The organism is Enterobacter sp. 168J2 (assembly GCF_034107265.1).
Taxonomy (GTDB): Bacteria; Pseudomonadota; Gammaproteobacteria; order Enterobacterales; family Enterobacteriaceae; genus Enterobacter; species Enterobacter nematophilus.
Map to the genome: position 1 here is coordinate 1 of NZ_JAWNEB010000015.1, position 14,810 is coordinate 14,810.

A 14,810-nucleotide genomic window follows, 5' to 3' on the forward strand; every position below is an offset into this window, starting at 1 on the left:
TCCGTAGAATAGTATCAACCACGTAATTACGGAGGGTGATTACATATATTCATATTAATTATCTTTAAAGGGAATATATAATGAAAAGAAAAGTTCTGGCAATTCTTGTACCCGCTTTATTAATGGCTGGCGCTGCGCATGCGGCTGAAATGTACAACAAAAACGGCAACAAAGTTGACCTGTACGGCAAAGTAGACGCGCGTCATACCTTCTCTGACAACCCTGGCGACGATGGCGATGAAACCTATGTACAAATTGGTTTCAAAGGCGAAACGCAGATTACTTCCGAGCTGACCGGTTATGGTCAGTGGGAATATAAAACCTACGCTAACGATACCGAAGGCGCTGGTGATAAATCATTTAACCGTCTGGCATACGCTGGCCTGAAATATGGCGAATACGGTTCATTTGACTACGGACGTAATTACGGCGTCGTGTATGACGTTGAAGCCTGGACCGATATGCTGCCGGTATTTGGCGGTGATTCTTACACCTGGACCGATAACTTCATGAACGGCCGTGCTAACGGCCTGGCAACCTACCGCAACGCTGATTTCTTCGGTCTGGTTGAAGGTCTGAACTTCGCGCTGCAGTATCAGGGTGCGAACGAGGGCCAGTATGCTCAGGAAGACCAGGAAGGCACTAAAAACGGTCATGATGACGTACGCTTCCAGAACGGCGACGGCTATGGCATGTCCACCTCCTATGACTTCTCCGGCGACCTGTCCGGCCTGAGCCTGGGTGCGGCATACTCTTCTTCTGACCGTACCAACGCACAAGAAGCTGCGGGCGTAAATAACGCGCGCTTTGCCAGCGGTAAAACCGCAGAAGCATGGACTCTTGGCGCGAAATATGATGCCAATAACATCTATCTGGCAATGATGTACGCTGAAACCCGCAACATGACTCCATATGGTGATTATGGAATCGCGGATCAGACCCAGAACTTTGAAGCAGTAGCACAGTACCAGTTCGACTTCGGCCTGCGTCCATCCCTGGCATGGGTTTACTCCAAGGGTAAAGACATGACTTACCCAGGCAACGCCAGCAACCCTCAGGGTCAGTCTGGTGACATGGACCTGGTTAACTACATCGACCTGGGTATGACCTACAGCTTTAACAAGAATTTCTCCACCTATGTTGACTACAAAATCAACATGCTGGACAACGATGAACGCTTCTATGAAGCAAACGGCATCTCTACCGATGACATCGTTGGCGTAGGCATGACCTACCAGTTCTAATCGCCATAAACACTAAAGCCCGCATGATGCGGGCTTTTTTCATTTCAAGGCCAAGTTCACGGCGCTTCCTGCAGCGCCACGCGAATAAACCCGTTATTCTGCGCCAGCAGCTCGTGGGCTTTCCACGCATCCAGACCGGTCAGCACCATCAGCACCGCCGTTTTACAGTGATGGCTACAGCTCTCCAGCGCGGCTTTTGCCTGCGCACGGGTGCATCCCCCCGCCTCCATCACGATGGCGATTTGCCGTTCTGCCCATTTGGTACTGCTTGCCTCAAGATCCACGCGCAGGTTGCTGTATACGCGCCCGGTCCGAACGGCCAGCCCGGTAGTAATCATCGAGAGGATCATTTTTTGCGCGATCCCCGCCCTGGTATTTAGATACCCGGCAACCACATCGGCCCCCAGTTCCGGGGCAACTACCATACTTGCCAGCTGCGCCGCTTCACTTTGTGCGTCACCGGTGATGACCGCAACCGGCGCCCCCAGCGACCAGGCATGCCGCATCGCTCCCCAGACCCACGGCGTTTTTCCGCTGACGGTCACCGCCAGCATCATATCGTGTTCAGCAAATTTGATGGCCTGCAGGTCAGCGACCCCGCGCTCGTAGCTCCCTTCTCCCTCTCCTGCCGTCACGGCAATTACCGGAGTTTTACCCGGCGCGTAGTCATCCGCAGCCTGCCGTGCGGCGTAGCCCGACGGTCCTGCCCCGACGATGACCAGGCGGCCACCATGGTTAAGCGCCGCGGCGGCGTTATCCACCACGCGGGCGATTGTCGTTAAGCAGGGTGTTATAGCAGCAGAAATGCGTGCATCTTCCTCGTGGATAACCTTCAGCATGTCCAGCGTGGACAACCTATCTATATTCATCGTGCTGGCGTGCCGTCTTTCCTTGACTGAACCGGTAAGCGTAATGCTCATAAACAGCCTCCTTATTATGAGTACCCACACACTATAAAGTGTTTTATATAGATGACCTGCGAGTGGGGTCACGAAAAGAAGAGCAAATCGACGCTTTTACATGGCTTTAAGAAAAGCCCATCATCAGCGATAATCACCCCCTTTCTTAATCATCGCGGAGTGTTGATGAGCGATTTGCAGCCTTTCCCTCTGACGCGCAAGCGCCCCATGAAACTGTACACGCTGGTCACGTTAATGGTGTCCGCGATTATCGCCTCTGTGCTGCTGGTAGTTTTTGCGCTCTATTCCGTGCAGATCACCCGAGCGACCCGCGATGATGTAAAAGATACTGCTCTGGGCATCGCCCGCACGCTGGCCGACAGCCCGGAGATCCAGCGCGGCCTGATGCAGTCGCCGCAGGCCGACATCATTCAGCCCATCGCCAAAGCCGTCACCCAACGCAACGATCTGCTGCTCACCGTGGTGACCGACATGCGGGGGATACGCTATTCGCACCCGAACGAGGCGCTCATCGGCCTGCATTTCATCGGAAACGATCTGGAGCCCGCGCTGGAAGGCAAAGAGAATGTCTCGGTTAACCGCGGCGCCCTCGCCGAAGCGCTTCGCGTTTTCACGCCGGTCTATGACAGCCAGCACGATCAGATCGGGGTCGTCGTGGTCGGCATCTCCCTGAAGAAGGTGGAAGACCAGATAGCCCGCGGGCGGCTTAACGCGCTCTGGACGATTTTGTTCAGCATCTTTATGAGCTCGATGGCGATTTGGGGTCTGGTACGGGTGCTGAAGCGCATTCTTTTCGGGCTCGAACCCTATGAAATCTCCGCCCTGTTCGAACAGCGCCAGGCAATGCTGCAGTCGCTTCGCGAAGGGGTACTGGCCGTCGATATTCACGGCCGCGTGACGATGATTAACCACACCGCCAGAGAAATTTTACTCCTGCCCTCGGGCAAGCAGACGGAAAACGCCAGCGCTCCCCTTCTGGCCAGCCTGCGGGAGGTTTCAACGACGGGCGTCGCGCTTCAGGATCGGGAGATCAGCTGTAACGGTCGGCTGCTATTGTGCAACATGGTGCCCGTCAAAAGCCAGGAGCGTGTCATCGGTGCGATAGCCACCTTCCGCGATAAAACGGAAATCAGCCAGCTGATGCAGCGTATTGATGGCATGGTCAACTACGTCGACGCCTTGCGCAGCCACACGCACGAGTTTATGAATAAACTGCATGTGATTCTGGGCCTGCTGCATATGAAGCGCTACGACAAGCTGGAGGAGTACATCATCCAGACGGCGCATAACTACCAGACGGATATCGGTACGATCCAGAGCAAGGTAAAGTCCCCGGTCGTTGCCGGGTTCCTGCTGGGCAAAATCAACCGGGCGAAAGAGGCCGGCGTTACCCTGACGCTGGCGGATGAATGCCTGATCCCGGATACCGCCAGCGAAGAGCAGGTTGCGGTGCTGATTACCGCGCTGGGTAATCTAATCGAAAACGCGCTCGACGCGATGGCAGGACAGCCGGAAGGCGAGATTGGCCTGCTGCTGCATTATCAGAATGGCTGGCTCAGCTGTGAAGTCAGCGACGATGGCCCCGGCATTGATCCCGCTCAGCTGGAGGCTATTTTTACTAAGGGGTTCTCAACAAAAGGTGAAAACCGCGGCGTTGGGCTGTTCCTTGCTCGCCAGCAGATCCAGAACCTGGGCGGCGATATTACCGTCGAGTCTGAGCCTGGCGTATTTACCCAATTTTTTGTTCACATCCCCTGGGATAGCGAGAGGAATATCGCGTGATAAATGTATTAATTGTCGATGATGACGCCATGGTGGCTGACCTCAACCGTCTGTACGTCAACCGCGTTGAAGGCTTTAGCTGCTGCGGCGTCGCCTCCACGCTCAGCCAGGCCAGGGCCATTATCAATAACCCCAGCCAGCCTGTCGATTTGGTGCTGCTGGACGTCTATATGCAGCAGGATAACGGGCTGGATCTGCTGCCCGACATTCGCGCGTCAGGCCGTCCGATTGATGTGATTATGATCTCCTCGGCCGCCGATGCCGCCACGATCCAGACCTCCATCCACTACGGCGTGGTGGATTATCTGATAAAGCCGTTCCAGTTCCCGCGCTTTGAAGAGGCGCTGAACGGCTGGAAGGCAAAGCACAGCCTGATGGGCTCGCACCAGTATTACGAGCAGGCGGACGTTGACCGTCTGATCCACGGCGGCGCGCCGGAGCTGGCGGACAGTAAAAAATTGCCGAAAGGGTTAACGCCGCAAACGCTGCGCACGATTTGCCAGTGGATTGACGGCCACCCGGAGACGGAATTTTCCACCGACGATCTGGCTAACGCGGTAAACATTTCACGCGTCTCCTGCCGCAAGTACCTGATTTGGCTTGCGCAGATCAACATTCTGTTCACCAGCATTCACTACGGTGCCACAGGCCGCCCGGTGTATCGCTACCGCTTACAGCCGGAACAGATCGGGCTGCTCAAACAGTACTGTCAGTAACGCGGTAGCTCTCGTCCAGAAGGGTAAAACGGAAGTGGTGTGCTGAAGAGAACACCACTTCTTTTGTTTTGGTCACAAAGATAGCTTCAATATCGGGGCGCGCGCGCAGGGCGGCGCAGCCCTTCTCTACCCCCATGCCGTACATCAGCGTGGTCCAGATATCGCCGTCGATGGAATCTTTTGAAATGATGGTGACGCTCTCCAGCTCGTTGTCCAGCGGGTACCCGGTACGCGGGTCGAGAATGTGGTGATAGCGCTTGCCGTTCTGCTCGAAGTAGCGCTCGTACGTTCCCGAGGTCACCACGGAGAGGTTCTCCACCGTCATCGCACCGATCAGCGCGTCACCGGCGAACGGTTTTTTTAGCCCCACGCTCCAGCCCCCTTCCGGCGAACCTAACGTCTGAATGTTTCCGCCGAGGTTGATCAGCCCCAGCTCAGCGCCCTCTTTGCGCAGGTAGTCCCGCACCCGGTCGGCGATATAGCCTTTGGCGATGGCACCCAGGTCAATCTCCATCCCCGCTCTGGCCAGAAACACGCTGCTCTGCGCCTCATCAAGGATGACATCCTCGGGCCGGGTTATCGCCAGCAGGGACGCAATGTCATCAGCAGGCGGAACGCTGTCGCCCTGAAAGCCAATCTTCCAGCGCTTCACCAGCGGGCCGATCGCCAGGTTAAAGGCGCTGTTTTTAATCAGGCTTGCCGCTTTGGCACAGCGGATGAGATCAAACACCGGACGGCTGACGGTAACCGGATGCTGGCCCGCCGCATGGTTGATGTCCATCACCTGGGAATGCGCGCGGTTAACGGTGAGGAGATTTTCGTACTGTTTAATCAGGCGGAAAACGCGGGACGCGAGAGCTTCGTCATGGGAGAAGAGCTTCAGGAGAATGGGCGAGCCCATCAGAACGGCGGAGTAGCTGTAAACGCGATGGCTATCAGGCATAGCATGAGTCCTCAGATGTAGCCCCGGCAGGCACCGCGCCGCCGGGGAAACAGGTGCCTTACGTTCTTTTTGAGCGCATCGCCGCCTGATGTCCGGCAAGGGTACCAAAAATAATGATATCTGCCACCGCGTTACCGCCGATACGGTTGCCGCCGTGGATCCCGCCAACCACTTCACCCGCCGCGAATGCCCCCGGCAGCACGTTGTGGTTGCTGTCCAGCACGCAGGTTTCGGTGTTGATGGTCACGCCGCCCATGGTGTGGTGCACGCCCGGCGCAATCTGAATGGCGTAGAACGGCCCTTCGTTGATGGGCGCACGCAGCGCGGTGGTGCGGCCAAAATCATCGTCGTGCTGTTTTTCCACAAAGCCGTTGTAGCGCTCAAGCGTTGCCAGGAACTGGTGATAATCCATACCCAGCGCTTCCGCCAGGGCTTTCGGCGAGCTGGCGCTGGTCACGAAGCCTTTTGCGATGTACTCATCCGCGGCTTTGTTTTTAGCACGAACGTGCTCGTCAAAGACGATGTACGCGTATTTTTCCGGCAGCGCGATGATTGACGCCGAGACTTTATCGCGGGTCGACATTTCGTTGTAGAAGCGGTTGCCCTGCTGATTGACCAGAATTGCCCCGCCGCCGCGAATGGATTCGGAAATCAGGTACGAGGTTTTCTGCTCAACGGTTGGGTGGATCTGAATTTCACCCATATCCACGGTGCCTGCGCCAATACGTTCCAGCAGCGCGATACCGCCGCCGGTCGCCCCTTTATGGTTGGTCGTGACGAACCCTTCCAGATCCGGGCGGTATTTCACCACCATCTGGCTATTCGCGCTGAAGCCGCCGGTTGCCACGATCACGCTTTTAGCTGCCACGGTGACGGTTTCGTTCTCTTCAGTGGTCAGGCGCACGCCGGTCACTTCATCGTTCTCGAAGATTATGTCACTGACGGAGGTATCCAGCATCACTTCAATGTTGCGCTTGTTGACGTTACGCACCAGGCCGCTGATCAGGTAGCCACCCACCGCCGAGCCGTCTTTTGGACGGTGCGTACGGTCAATGCTCATCCCACCGGTGGTGGTGATGTCGTTCAGCATGATGCCGCGCGCTGCCAGCCACTCAATCGCTTCCGGCGCGTTCTCGACAAAGCGACGCAGCAGTTCCGGGTCGTTCTTGTTGCCGCCGCCTTTCAGGCTTTCCTGATAGAACAGCTCTTTGCTGTCCTGAATGCCCTTCACGCGCTGGAAGCGGGTTTCTGCGGCGTTCATCCCTGCAGAGGCTTTAATAGTGTTCCCGCCGATGGTTGGCATTTTCTCGACGATCAGCACGCTTGCGCCTTCGTCGTGAGCCTGAATGGCCGCCGCCAGACCGGCGCCGCCGCTGCCGACCACCACCACGTCCACGCTGCGGGTTTCGTTCGGGTCAACGCCCTCTTCCGCCGCCAGCGCCTTGCTGGATTTCAGCATCGCTTTAGAGACCGCTTTTTTCACCGCCTCGCTCTGGCTGGTTGCGCCGGTAATGGCATCCACGTGCGGGGTATTAGCATCCAGAATGCGGGTGCGGATCTCTTCAAAGCTGGTGACAAACTCAACGTCTTCACTCGGGCCGGAGGCGAGCTTGATGTCCGCAATGCGGTCGGTTTCCAGGCTGACGTTAATCACCAGTTCGTTAGCGTCGTCCTGCACTTTCTCAACAAAGGTGCCGGGTTTGAATTTGGACTCGCCCATGCTCATGTCGCGGATCATCGCTTCCACCAGCGAGAAGCGCCACAGCGGTTCAGGAATGCTCAGTTCCTCGCGTCTGGTGCTATCCATAAACAGCTCAAGGCTTTCGCCCGCCGCGATGCGGTCGGTCCAGTCCGGGTAGGCAATGGTGGCGCGGCCAACGGCAATCAGGTCGTAACCGTGGTCCAGCGCTTCATTCACGTCTGACGCATTCACCACGCCGCCCACGCCCATCACCGGAACCTGCGCCAGCGTTTCAGAACGCATCGCGCAGTATTTTTCGATCAGCGGCGTCGGGTCCTGGGTGTCAACAATGGAAGGTCGCAGGGTGGCGCCCACGGAGAAGTGCAGGTAGTCCACGCCGCGCGCGGCCAGTTTCTCCAGCAGGTACATGGTGTCCTCAAAGCGGATGCCCGGAACTTCGAGTTCTTCAGGGGAGAAGCGGTAGCCGATGATGAAGGCGTCATCGGCGTACTGGCGCACCATTTTGTGGGTAATGTCCAGCACCGCCAGCGGGAACTTCGCGCGGTTGTCGCGGCTGCCGCCCCACTCGTCGTCGCGCTGGTTTGAGTTTGGGGAGTAGAACTGCTGAATCAGGTAGGTGTTCGCCCCGTGGATTTCCACGCCGTCGAAACCGGCCTGAATGGCGCGGCGCACGGCTTCACCAAACTTGCCGATCATGCCTTCCACTTCTTCAGCGGTCAGAGCAACCGGCGTCGCGGCACCGTCACGCGGCGCGGCCACGGCGCTTGGGCCCACCGGGGTACGGCCACCGATCAGTTTTGGGTCAACCATGCGGCCGCCGTGGTAGATCTGCAGCAGCGCCTTAGAGCCTTTGGACTTAATGGCCTCGGCGATTTTCGCCAGCCCGGCAATTTTCTCGTCGTTATCAATCCCGATCGCACCCGGGAAGGCGAGACCGAGATCGTCGACAAAGCAGCACTCCACGATGATGGTACCAATGCTGCCGGAACGGGCCCGATAGTACTCCACCAGCTCGCTGGTGACGGTGCCGTCATAGTAGCCGGTACAGGTTGTCATCGGGGCCATTAACAAACGGTTTTTCAGTTCAGTGCCATTCGGTAATGTGAAGGGGCTAAGAATGCGTTCGTTAGTGCTCATAATAGAAACTCCAAACTTTTAAAAATTGAGAATTCGTTATCGGATTGGTTTTTTATTTCGTCGTTATTTGCCGATGTCATGATATTAATATAATGATTTTTTTAGTTTCTAAAGCTATTACGTTAGTTAAAAAACTATTTAATCCCTGCAATAACACTAATAATACATTGGTGTTAGCGATTGTCATTCAGGCATTCACAATATTTTAAAATTCGTTAAATAAAAAATGGTAAAACCATTTCACCAAAAATCAAAAAGCTCAAAACAAATCAATAAGATAACTTGAACTTAAAATTTAGCCTGTTACAAAAATGATAAAATAAACCCGCAGAAAAGATAATAACCACATACGCCAGAGTGGTTATTAATAAAAGCATAAAAATAACGCTGCAATTCTGTTTTTTTGATCTCGATCAATAGTTATGGTATTCAAAAGCGCAATATAAAAACATCATCATTTTTTAATTTAACGCAGGCAAAAAAGCGTTAAATCGCTATTACTGAAAATACAAGAAAGCACCTTTAATAACTAAAAAAAGCAAAGAAACTTAAGAAAGCAATTTTGTTTTTCAGTGCGACCGAATTTTTGACAACTTAAGACGTGAAACTATGAATACAAAAACTGCTGTAACGCCCCCCGTGGCGAACCAGGCATCAAATGGAAACGCAAAACGACTGCTGATGATGGCGTTACCCGTCATCGTCGCCGTACTGCTGCTGTTTGTTCCCGTTCCTGAAGGGCTGCCGCCTTACGCGTGGCACTACTTCGCTATCTTTGTCGGCGTGATCGTTGGTTTGATCTTCGAACCGCTGCCTGGCGCGGTGATCGGCCTGACCGGCGTGGTCGCCATTGCCCTGTGCAGCCAGTGGGTGCTGTTCAGCCCCGATCAGCTGGCTGACCCGAAATTCAAGCTGGCGGGCGCCTCCTTTAAATGGGCGGTGAGCGGGTTTGGTAACTCCACCGTCTGGCTGATCTTCGGTGCCTTTATGTTCGCCGCAGGCTATGACAAAACCCGCTTCGGCCGCCGTCTGGCGCTGATTCTGGTGAAGTACCTCGGCCGTCGCAGCCTGACGCTCGGTTACGCCATTACGTTTGCAGACCTGCTGCTGGCACCGTTCACTCCGTCCAACACCGCGCGCAGCGGTGGGACCATCTACCCGATCATCGCTAACCTGCCGCCGCTGTACGGTTCAAAACCCAACGACCCAAGCGCGCGCAAAATTGGTTCATACCTAATGTGGGTGGCGATCACCGCGGCCTGTATCACCAGCTCAATGTTCCTCTCCGCCCTTGCGCCGAACCTGCTGGCGCTGGCGCTGGTGAAAAGCACCGTAGGGATTGATATCTCATGGGGCACCTGGTTCCTCGCCTTCCTGCCGCTGGGTATCCTGCTGATTCTGACCATGCCGCTGCTGGCCTACTGGTTCTACCCGCCAGAAGTGAAGGTGAACAATGAAGTGCCGCTGTGGGCAACCCGTGAGCTGGAAAAACTCGGCAAGCTGTCCCGCAATGAAATTCTGCTGCTGGTTTTCGTCTGCTGCGCGCTGCTGATGTGGATCTTCGCCGCCGCGTGGATTGAGCCTGCAATGGCGGCCCTGCTCATCGTCGGCCTGATGCTGTGGACCGGCGTGCTGGAGTGGAACGATATTACCGGCAACAAAGCCGCGTGGAATACCTTCGTCTGGTTTGCCACCCTGGTGGCGCTGGCGGACGGCCTCTCCTCTACCGGCTTTATCAGCTGGCTGGGTAAAGAAGGCGGCCTGCTGATGAGCGGTATCTCTCCGGGCGTCGCGACCATCGTCCTGCTGCTGGCGTTCTACCTGCTGCACTACCTGTTTGCCAGCACCACCGCGCATACTACCGCGCTGCTGCCAGCGATGCTGACCATCGCCTCCACCATTCCGGGCATGAATATGGAAGTGTTTGTCCTGCTGATGGTGACCTCCCTGGGCGTGATGGGGATTATCACCCCGTACGGTACTGGCCCAAGCCCGATTTACTACGGTAGCGGCTACCTGCCAACCAAAGACTACTGGCGCCTCGGCACCATCTTCGGTGCCATCTTCCTGGCGGCCCTGCTGCTGATTGGCTATCCGTGGATGTCCATGATGTTCTGATTCCTGACCGCCGGACGTTTCCTCCGGCGGTTTTATTTTAGTGGAGCAATACTATGTCGAATAAACCGTTTTTTTATCAGAACCCCTTCCCACTTTCCCATGACGACACCGAATACTACCTGCTGACCAAAGAGTACGTCTCCGTAGCCGAATTCGACGGCCAGGAAGTACTGAAAGTGGAGCCGGAAGCGCTGACCCTGCTGGCCCAGCAGGCCTTCCACGACGCCGCGTTTATGCTGCGCCCTTCCCACCAGAAGCAGGTTGCCGCTATTCTTAACGACCCGGAAGCCAGCCAGAACGATAAGTACGTTGCCCTGCAGTTCCTGCGTAACTCTGAAATTGCCGCAAAAGGCGTGCTGCCAACCTGTCAGGATACCGGCACCGCGATCATTATGGGCAAAAAAGGCCAGCGCGTCTGGACCGGCGGCGGTGACGAAGCGGCCCTGAGCCAGGGCGTGTATAACACCTACATCGAAGATAACCTGCGCTACTCGCAGAATGCGGCGCTGGACATGTATAAAGAGGTGAATACCGGCACCAACCTGCCCGCGCAGATCGATCTCTACAGCGTGGACGGGGACGAGTACAAATTCCTGTGCATGGCGAAAGGCGGCGGCTCTGCCAACAAAACCTACCTCTATCAGGAAACCAAAGCGCTAATCACCCCGGCGAAGCTGAAAAACTACCTGATTGAGAAGATGCGCACCCTAGGTACCGCGGCCTGCCCGCCGTACCATATCGCGTTTGTGATTGGCGGGACCTCAGCGGAAGCCACGCTGAAAACCGTGAAGCTGGCCTCTACCCGCTACTACGACGCGCTACCAACCGAAGGCAACGAGCACGGCCAGGCGTTCCGCGACGTTCAGCTGGAACAGGAGCTGCTCCAGGAAGCGCAGAACCTCGGCCTCGGCGCGCAGTTTGGCGGAAAATACTTCGCCCATGATATCCGCGTGATCCGCCTTCCGCGCCACGGCGCCTCCTGCCCAATCGGCATGGGGGTCTCCTGCTCAGCTGACCGCAACATCAAGGCGAAGATCAACCGCGACGGGATCTGGATTGAGAAGCTTGAGCACAATCCGGGCCAGTATATTCCTGAATCACTGCGCCAGCAGGGCGAAGGCGACGTGGTAAGCATCAACCTGAACAAGCCGATGAACGAGATCCTGGCGCAGCTTTCCGCGCACCCGGTCTCTACCCGCCTGTCGCTGAACGGCACCATTATCGTGGCGCGCGACATCGCCCATGCGAAGCTAAAAGAGCTGCTGGATAACGGCGAAGAATTGCCTCAGTACGTCAAAGATCATCCGATCTACTACGCGGGTCCGGCCAAAACCCCGGAGGGCTATGCGTCTGGCTCACTCGGCCCGACCACCGCGGGGCGTATGGACTCCTATGTGGACCTGCTGCAATCCCACGGCGCGAGCATGATCATGCTGGCGAAAGGCAACCGCAGCCAGCAGGTGACCGACGCCTGCCATAAGCACGGCGGCTTCTACCTGGGCAGCATCGGCGGCCCGGCAGCGGTGCTGGCGCAAAACAGCATTAAGAGCCTGGAGTGCGTGGCCTATCCTGAGCTGGGTATGGAAGCCATCTGGAAAATCGAAGTCGAAAACTTCCCGGCGTTTATTCTGGTGGATGATAAAGGCAACGATTTCTTCCAGCAGATCCAGAACCAGCAGTGCAAAGGCTGTTCACAGCGCTGAGTGTTTCCATACGTCCGGCAAGAGCGACAACGTTTCAGCGATCGTGCTGCGCTTGTCGCTCCCCGGCTTCCAGATGGTGACCATCGTCTGACCAATTCCCTGGCTGCCCACTTCAGTGTGCAGCCTTTTTACATTTTGCCACTGACCGGCATGAAAATGCGTTGGTAAGAATCCCCAGCCGCAGCCGCGTTCCAGCAGACCGCGCAGCATCTCCGGTTCGTTGGTAAAGAGGGTATGCCCGGAGATCTGCAGGCGGCGCGCCACCGGCTCGTCCGAGGCGGGGTGCATGACGACCTGGGGCACCAGGGAGAGATCGAGCAGCGACAGAGGGGAAGCACTGTCAGCAAACAGCCCGCTGGCGGCATAAAAATCCATATCAATGGCGCCGAGGGCGCGCCACTCCATGTCATTGCCCACGCTGCGGTTGCGCGCCTGGCAGATGGCCAGGTCCGCATCGTTGTTCGCCAGCAGCCGTTCCGATTCATCCCGAGAGGTACAGATAAGGCTCAGCCGGACTTTTCGCGCCACCATTTCAGCAATCACCCCGTGCAGAAAGGCTCTGGGCGTAAAAGGATCGTAGGCCAGCGTCAGGTCCTGCGTGGCACCGTGCGGCACCTCTCTGGCAAACGCCTCAAAGGCTTTAACCTGCCGCATCAGCAGGTGCGCCTGGCGCTGAAGCTGTTCCCCTTCGGGCGTGAGCCGTAGGGTGCGGCCGTCGCGAATAAACAGCGCGTAGCCCAAGCCATCCTCAAGAAAATCAACCAGATCGCGAAGCGTCGTGCGGTCCTTCTTCAGCGCCACCGCGGCTTTACTCAGGCCCCCGTTCTCGGCCACGGCGGTAAATGCCTCGAGCTGTGCAAAAGAGTAAATCAGTCCCGCCACGCTACGCTACCTCTTTTTTATAGGGGGATTTTCCCCCACTACGCGTTTTTTATTATAGCCCCGGGGTTTTTAAACTGAAGCCGTTCTTAACCTGAAAGAGACGGATATGAAAAACAGAAAAGTAAACCATGCCCTGCTGGCGGGCCTTGTCTTCAGCAGCCTGATCTCCCCTGCGGCAGTGGCCGCCTGCAAAGGCACCGACCTTAGCGCCTGCCCAGCCCCCTTTGATGCCGCGCTGCCGGACACCCATAAGATGCTCACCTGGAGTCAGGCCGACCGCGTGGTGGGCTTTCGCAATGACTACCGCAACTACGCCGGGGATGTTTTCCGCCACGGTAACGCCGTGGCGCTGGAAATATCGGATAAGCCGCTCACTGACGCCTGGTATCAGGTCAACGGCAGGCGCTACGGCCTTAAGGAGTACCTTAAACGCCAGAACGTCAGCGGCATGCTGGTGCTGAAGGACGGTAAAATCGCCTGGAAATATCTCGCCCAGGGCAATACCGACTCCACGCTCTGGACATCGCGCTCGGTAGGCAAATCGGTGGTATCGGCGCTGGTTGGCGTGGCCCTCAAAGAGGGAAAAATTCACTCGCTCGACGACCTGGTCACGCGGTATGAACCCGACCTGAAAGGCACCGCGTGGGACGGCGTGACGCTTAAGCAGCTTATCACCCATACCTCGGGGGTGGCGTGGAACGAGGATTACACCAACCCTAAATCCGACTTCGCGCAGCTCACCGAGTGCGAGGCGAAACCGGGTACCTACGACTGCGTGCGCAAGCTGGTGAAGGGGTTACGCAGGGCGCACCCGGCCGGAGAGAGCTGGTCTTACTCTTCGGGCGGCGCCTGGCTGCTGGGTGACGTGCTGGAGCGGGCCACCGGCATGACGCTCGCCGCCTATCTTGAGAAAAGCATCTGGCAGCCTTACGGCATGGCGAGCGACGGCGTGTGGCATGCCTACAGCAAAGGCCAGCACGACGTCGGCGCGCACGGCTTTAACGCCACGCTGGAGGACTGGGGTCGCTTCGGGGAATTTATCCTGAACAACGGTATGCTGCCCTCGGGCAAACAAATTCTGCCTGACGGCTGGGTGAAGGAGTCGTCAGGCTGGACTCAGGCGAAAGGCTCGGTATCAGACGCGCATCCAGAAGGCCTGTACGGCTATCAGTGGTGGAACAACGAAGTGCCCGCCAACGCCACGGGCGTAGAGCCGACGTCACAGGATTCGCTCAAAGGTTCGCTCTGGGCGCTGGGCATTTTCGGGCAGATGATTATGGTGAACCCGAAGGAAAATCTGGTCATCGTCCAGTGGTCTACCTGGCCGCAGGCGGAACCGTCCTTCAGCGCCCAGCCGCTGGAAGCCTCTCTGATGTTTAGCGCGATTGCCAGGGCGCTGCGCTAAATTGCACCCGCCGGGTAACGAAGCGCTTGCCCGGCCCTTTCTCAGGAGCCTCTCTCTGCGCCACATCACAAAATCGCAATATCAGAGACTTAGATGACATTGGTGAATAAAAAGCCAATATTTTGTTAAGTTATTGTTGCTTATGGTGCTCATCATTACCGCCTCACTATTGATGCGTAACGCGCATCAATCAATGCGTTAATTGCGCTTATCTATTTCCTCAACCTGATCCAGTTTTCAGAAACAGACGCGTAAAAC

General features: G+C 56.4%; 10 protein-coding genes. 6 read left to right on the plus strand and 4 right to left on the minus strand.

What is annotated here, in order from left to right; genetic code table 11:
- The first annotated feature begins 80 nt into the window (after window positions 1-80).
- Complete coding sequence (gene ompC / locus USG84_RS22270) at window positions 81-1,244, plus strand: porin OmpC (RefSeq protein ID WP_151413386.1); 1,164 nt, start codon at window positions 81-83, stop codon at window positions 1,242-1,244.
- Window positions 1,245-1,300: 56 nt separating this feature from the next.
- On the opposite strand, the gene USG84_RS22275 is transcribed toward ompC, so the two are convergent.
- The gene (locus USG84_RS22275) at window positions 1,301-2,164 is read right to left on the minus strand and encodes an N-acetylmuramic acid 6-phosphate etherase (protein ID WP_151413385.1); all 864 of its coding nucleotides are present in this window, start codon (window positions 2,162-2,164) and stop codon (window positions 1,301-1,303) included.
- Between the two features lie 165 nt (window positions 2,165-2,329).
- Between USG84_RS22275 and USG84_RS22280 the strand changes: the two genes are divergently transcribed.
- On the plus strand, window positions 2,330-3,946 hold the full coding sequence (locus USG84_RS22280; RefSeq protein ID WP_061097743.1) for a sensor histidine kinase: 1,617 nt from the start codon (window positions 2,330-2,332) through the stop codon (window positions 3,944-3,946).
- A complete protein-coding gene (gene dcuR / locus USG84_RS22285) occupies window positions 3,943-4,662 on the plus strand; it encodes a two-component system response regulator DcuR (RefSeq protein ID WP_151413384.1) in 720 nt (239 codons plus the stop codon). The genes USG84_RS22280 and dcuR overlap by 4 nt, the downstream gene beginning before the upstream one ends.
- On the opposite strand, the gene USG84_RS22290 is transcribed toward dcuR, so the two are convergent.
- Window positions 4,643-5,605, minus strand: coding sequence for an FAD:protein FMN transferase (locus tag USG84_RS22290; RefSeq protein ID WP_151413383.1), 963 nt, complete (start codon window positions 5,603-5,605; stop codon window positions 4,643-4,645). The genes dcuR and USG84_RS22290 overlap by 20 nt on opposite strands.
- Window positions 5,606-5,663: 58 nt before the next feature.
- The gene (locus tag USG84_RS22295; RefSeq protein WP_151413382.1) at window positions 5,664-8,444 is read right to left on the minus strand and encodes a flavocytochrome c; all 2,781 of its coding nucleotides are present in this window, start codon (window positions 8,442-8,444) and stop codon (window positions 5,664-5,666) included.
- A gap of 609 nt (window positions 8,445-9,053) precedes the next feature.
- Between USG84_RS22295 and USG84_RS22300 the strand changes: the two genes are divergently transcribed.
- Window positions 9,054-10,562, plus strand: coding sequence for an anion permease (locus tag USG84_RS22300; RefSeq protein WP_023312327.1), 1,509 nt, complete (start codon window positions 9,054-9,056; stop codon window positions 10,560-10,562).
- 53 nt (window positions 10,563-10,615) lie between these two features.
- On the plus strand, window positions 10,616-12,265 hold the full coding sequence (gene fumA / locus USG84_RS22305) for a class I fumarate hydratase FumA (protein WP_151413381.1): 1,650 nt from the start codon (window positions 10,616-10,618) through the stop codon (window positions 12,263-12,265).
- On the opposite strand, the gene USG84_RS22310 is transcribed toward fumA, so the two are convergent.
- Window positions 12,254-13,147: a LysR family transcriptional regulator gene (locus USG84_RS22310; RefSeq protein ID WP_061097738.1), complete on the minus strand. Its 894-nt coding sequence runs from the start codon at window positions 13,145-13,147 to the stop codon at window positions 12,254-12,256. The genes fumA and USG84_RS22310 overlap by 12 nt on opposite strands.
- Before the next feature lie 106 nt (window positions 13,148-13,253).
- Here USG84_RS22310 and USG84_RS22315 point away from each other — a divergent pair, with 106 nt between their 5' ends.
- Window positions 13,254-14,552: a serine hydrolase gene (locus USG84_RS22315; protein ID WP_320738459.1), complete on the plus strand. Its 1,299-nt coding sequence runs from the start codon at window positions 13,254-13,256 to the stop codon at window positions 14,550-14,552.
- Window positions 14,553-14,810 lie beyond the last annotated feature (258 nt).

Bases quoted from the DNA above. Each gene is read 5' to 3' on its own strand.
- ompC (WP_151413386.1), top strand. From the start codon at position 81: ATGAAAAGAAAAGTTCTGGCAATTCTTGTACCCGCTTTATTAATGGCT.
- USG84_RS22275 (WP_151413385.1), bottom strand. From the start codon at position 2,164: ATGAGCATTACGCTTACCGGTTCAGTCAAGGAAAGACGGCACGCCAGC.
- USG84_RS22280 (WP_061097743.1), top strand. From the start codon at position 2,330: ATGAGCGATTTGCAGCCTTTCCCTCTGACGCGCAAGCGCCCCATGAAA.
- USG84_RS22290 (WP_151413383.1), bottom strand. From the start codon at position 5,605: ATGCCTGATAGCCATCGCGTTTACAGCTACTCCGCCGTTCTGATGGGC.
- USG84_RS22295 (WP_151413382.1), bottom strand. From the start codon at position 8,444: ATGAGCACTAACGAACGCATTCTTAGCCCCTTCACATTACCGAATGGC.
- USG84_RS22300 (WP_023312327.1), top strand. From the start codon at position 9,054: ATGAATACAAAAACTGCTGTAACGCCCCCCGTGGCGAACCAGGCATCA.
- fumA (WP_151413381.1), top strand. From the start codon at position 10,616: ATGTCGAATAAACCGTTTTTTTATCAGAACCCCTTCCCACTTTCCCAT.
- USG84_RS22315 (WP_320738459.1), top strand. From the start codon at position 13,254: ATGAAAAACAGAAAAGTAAACCATGCCCTGCTGGCGGGCCTTGTCTTC.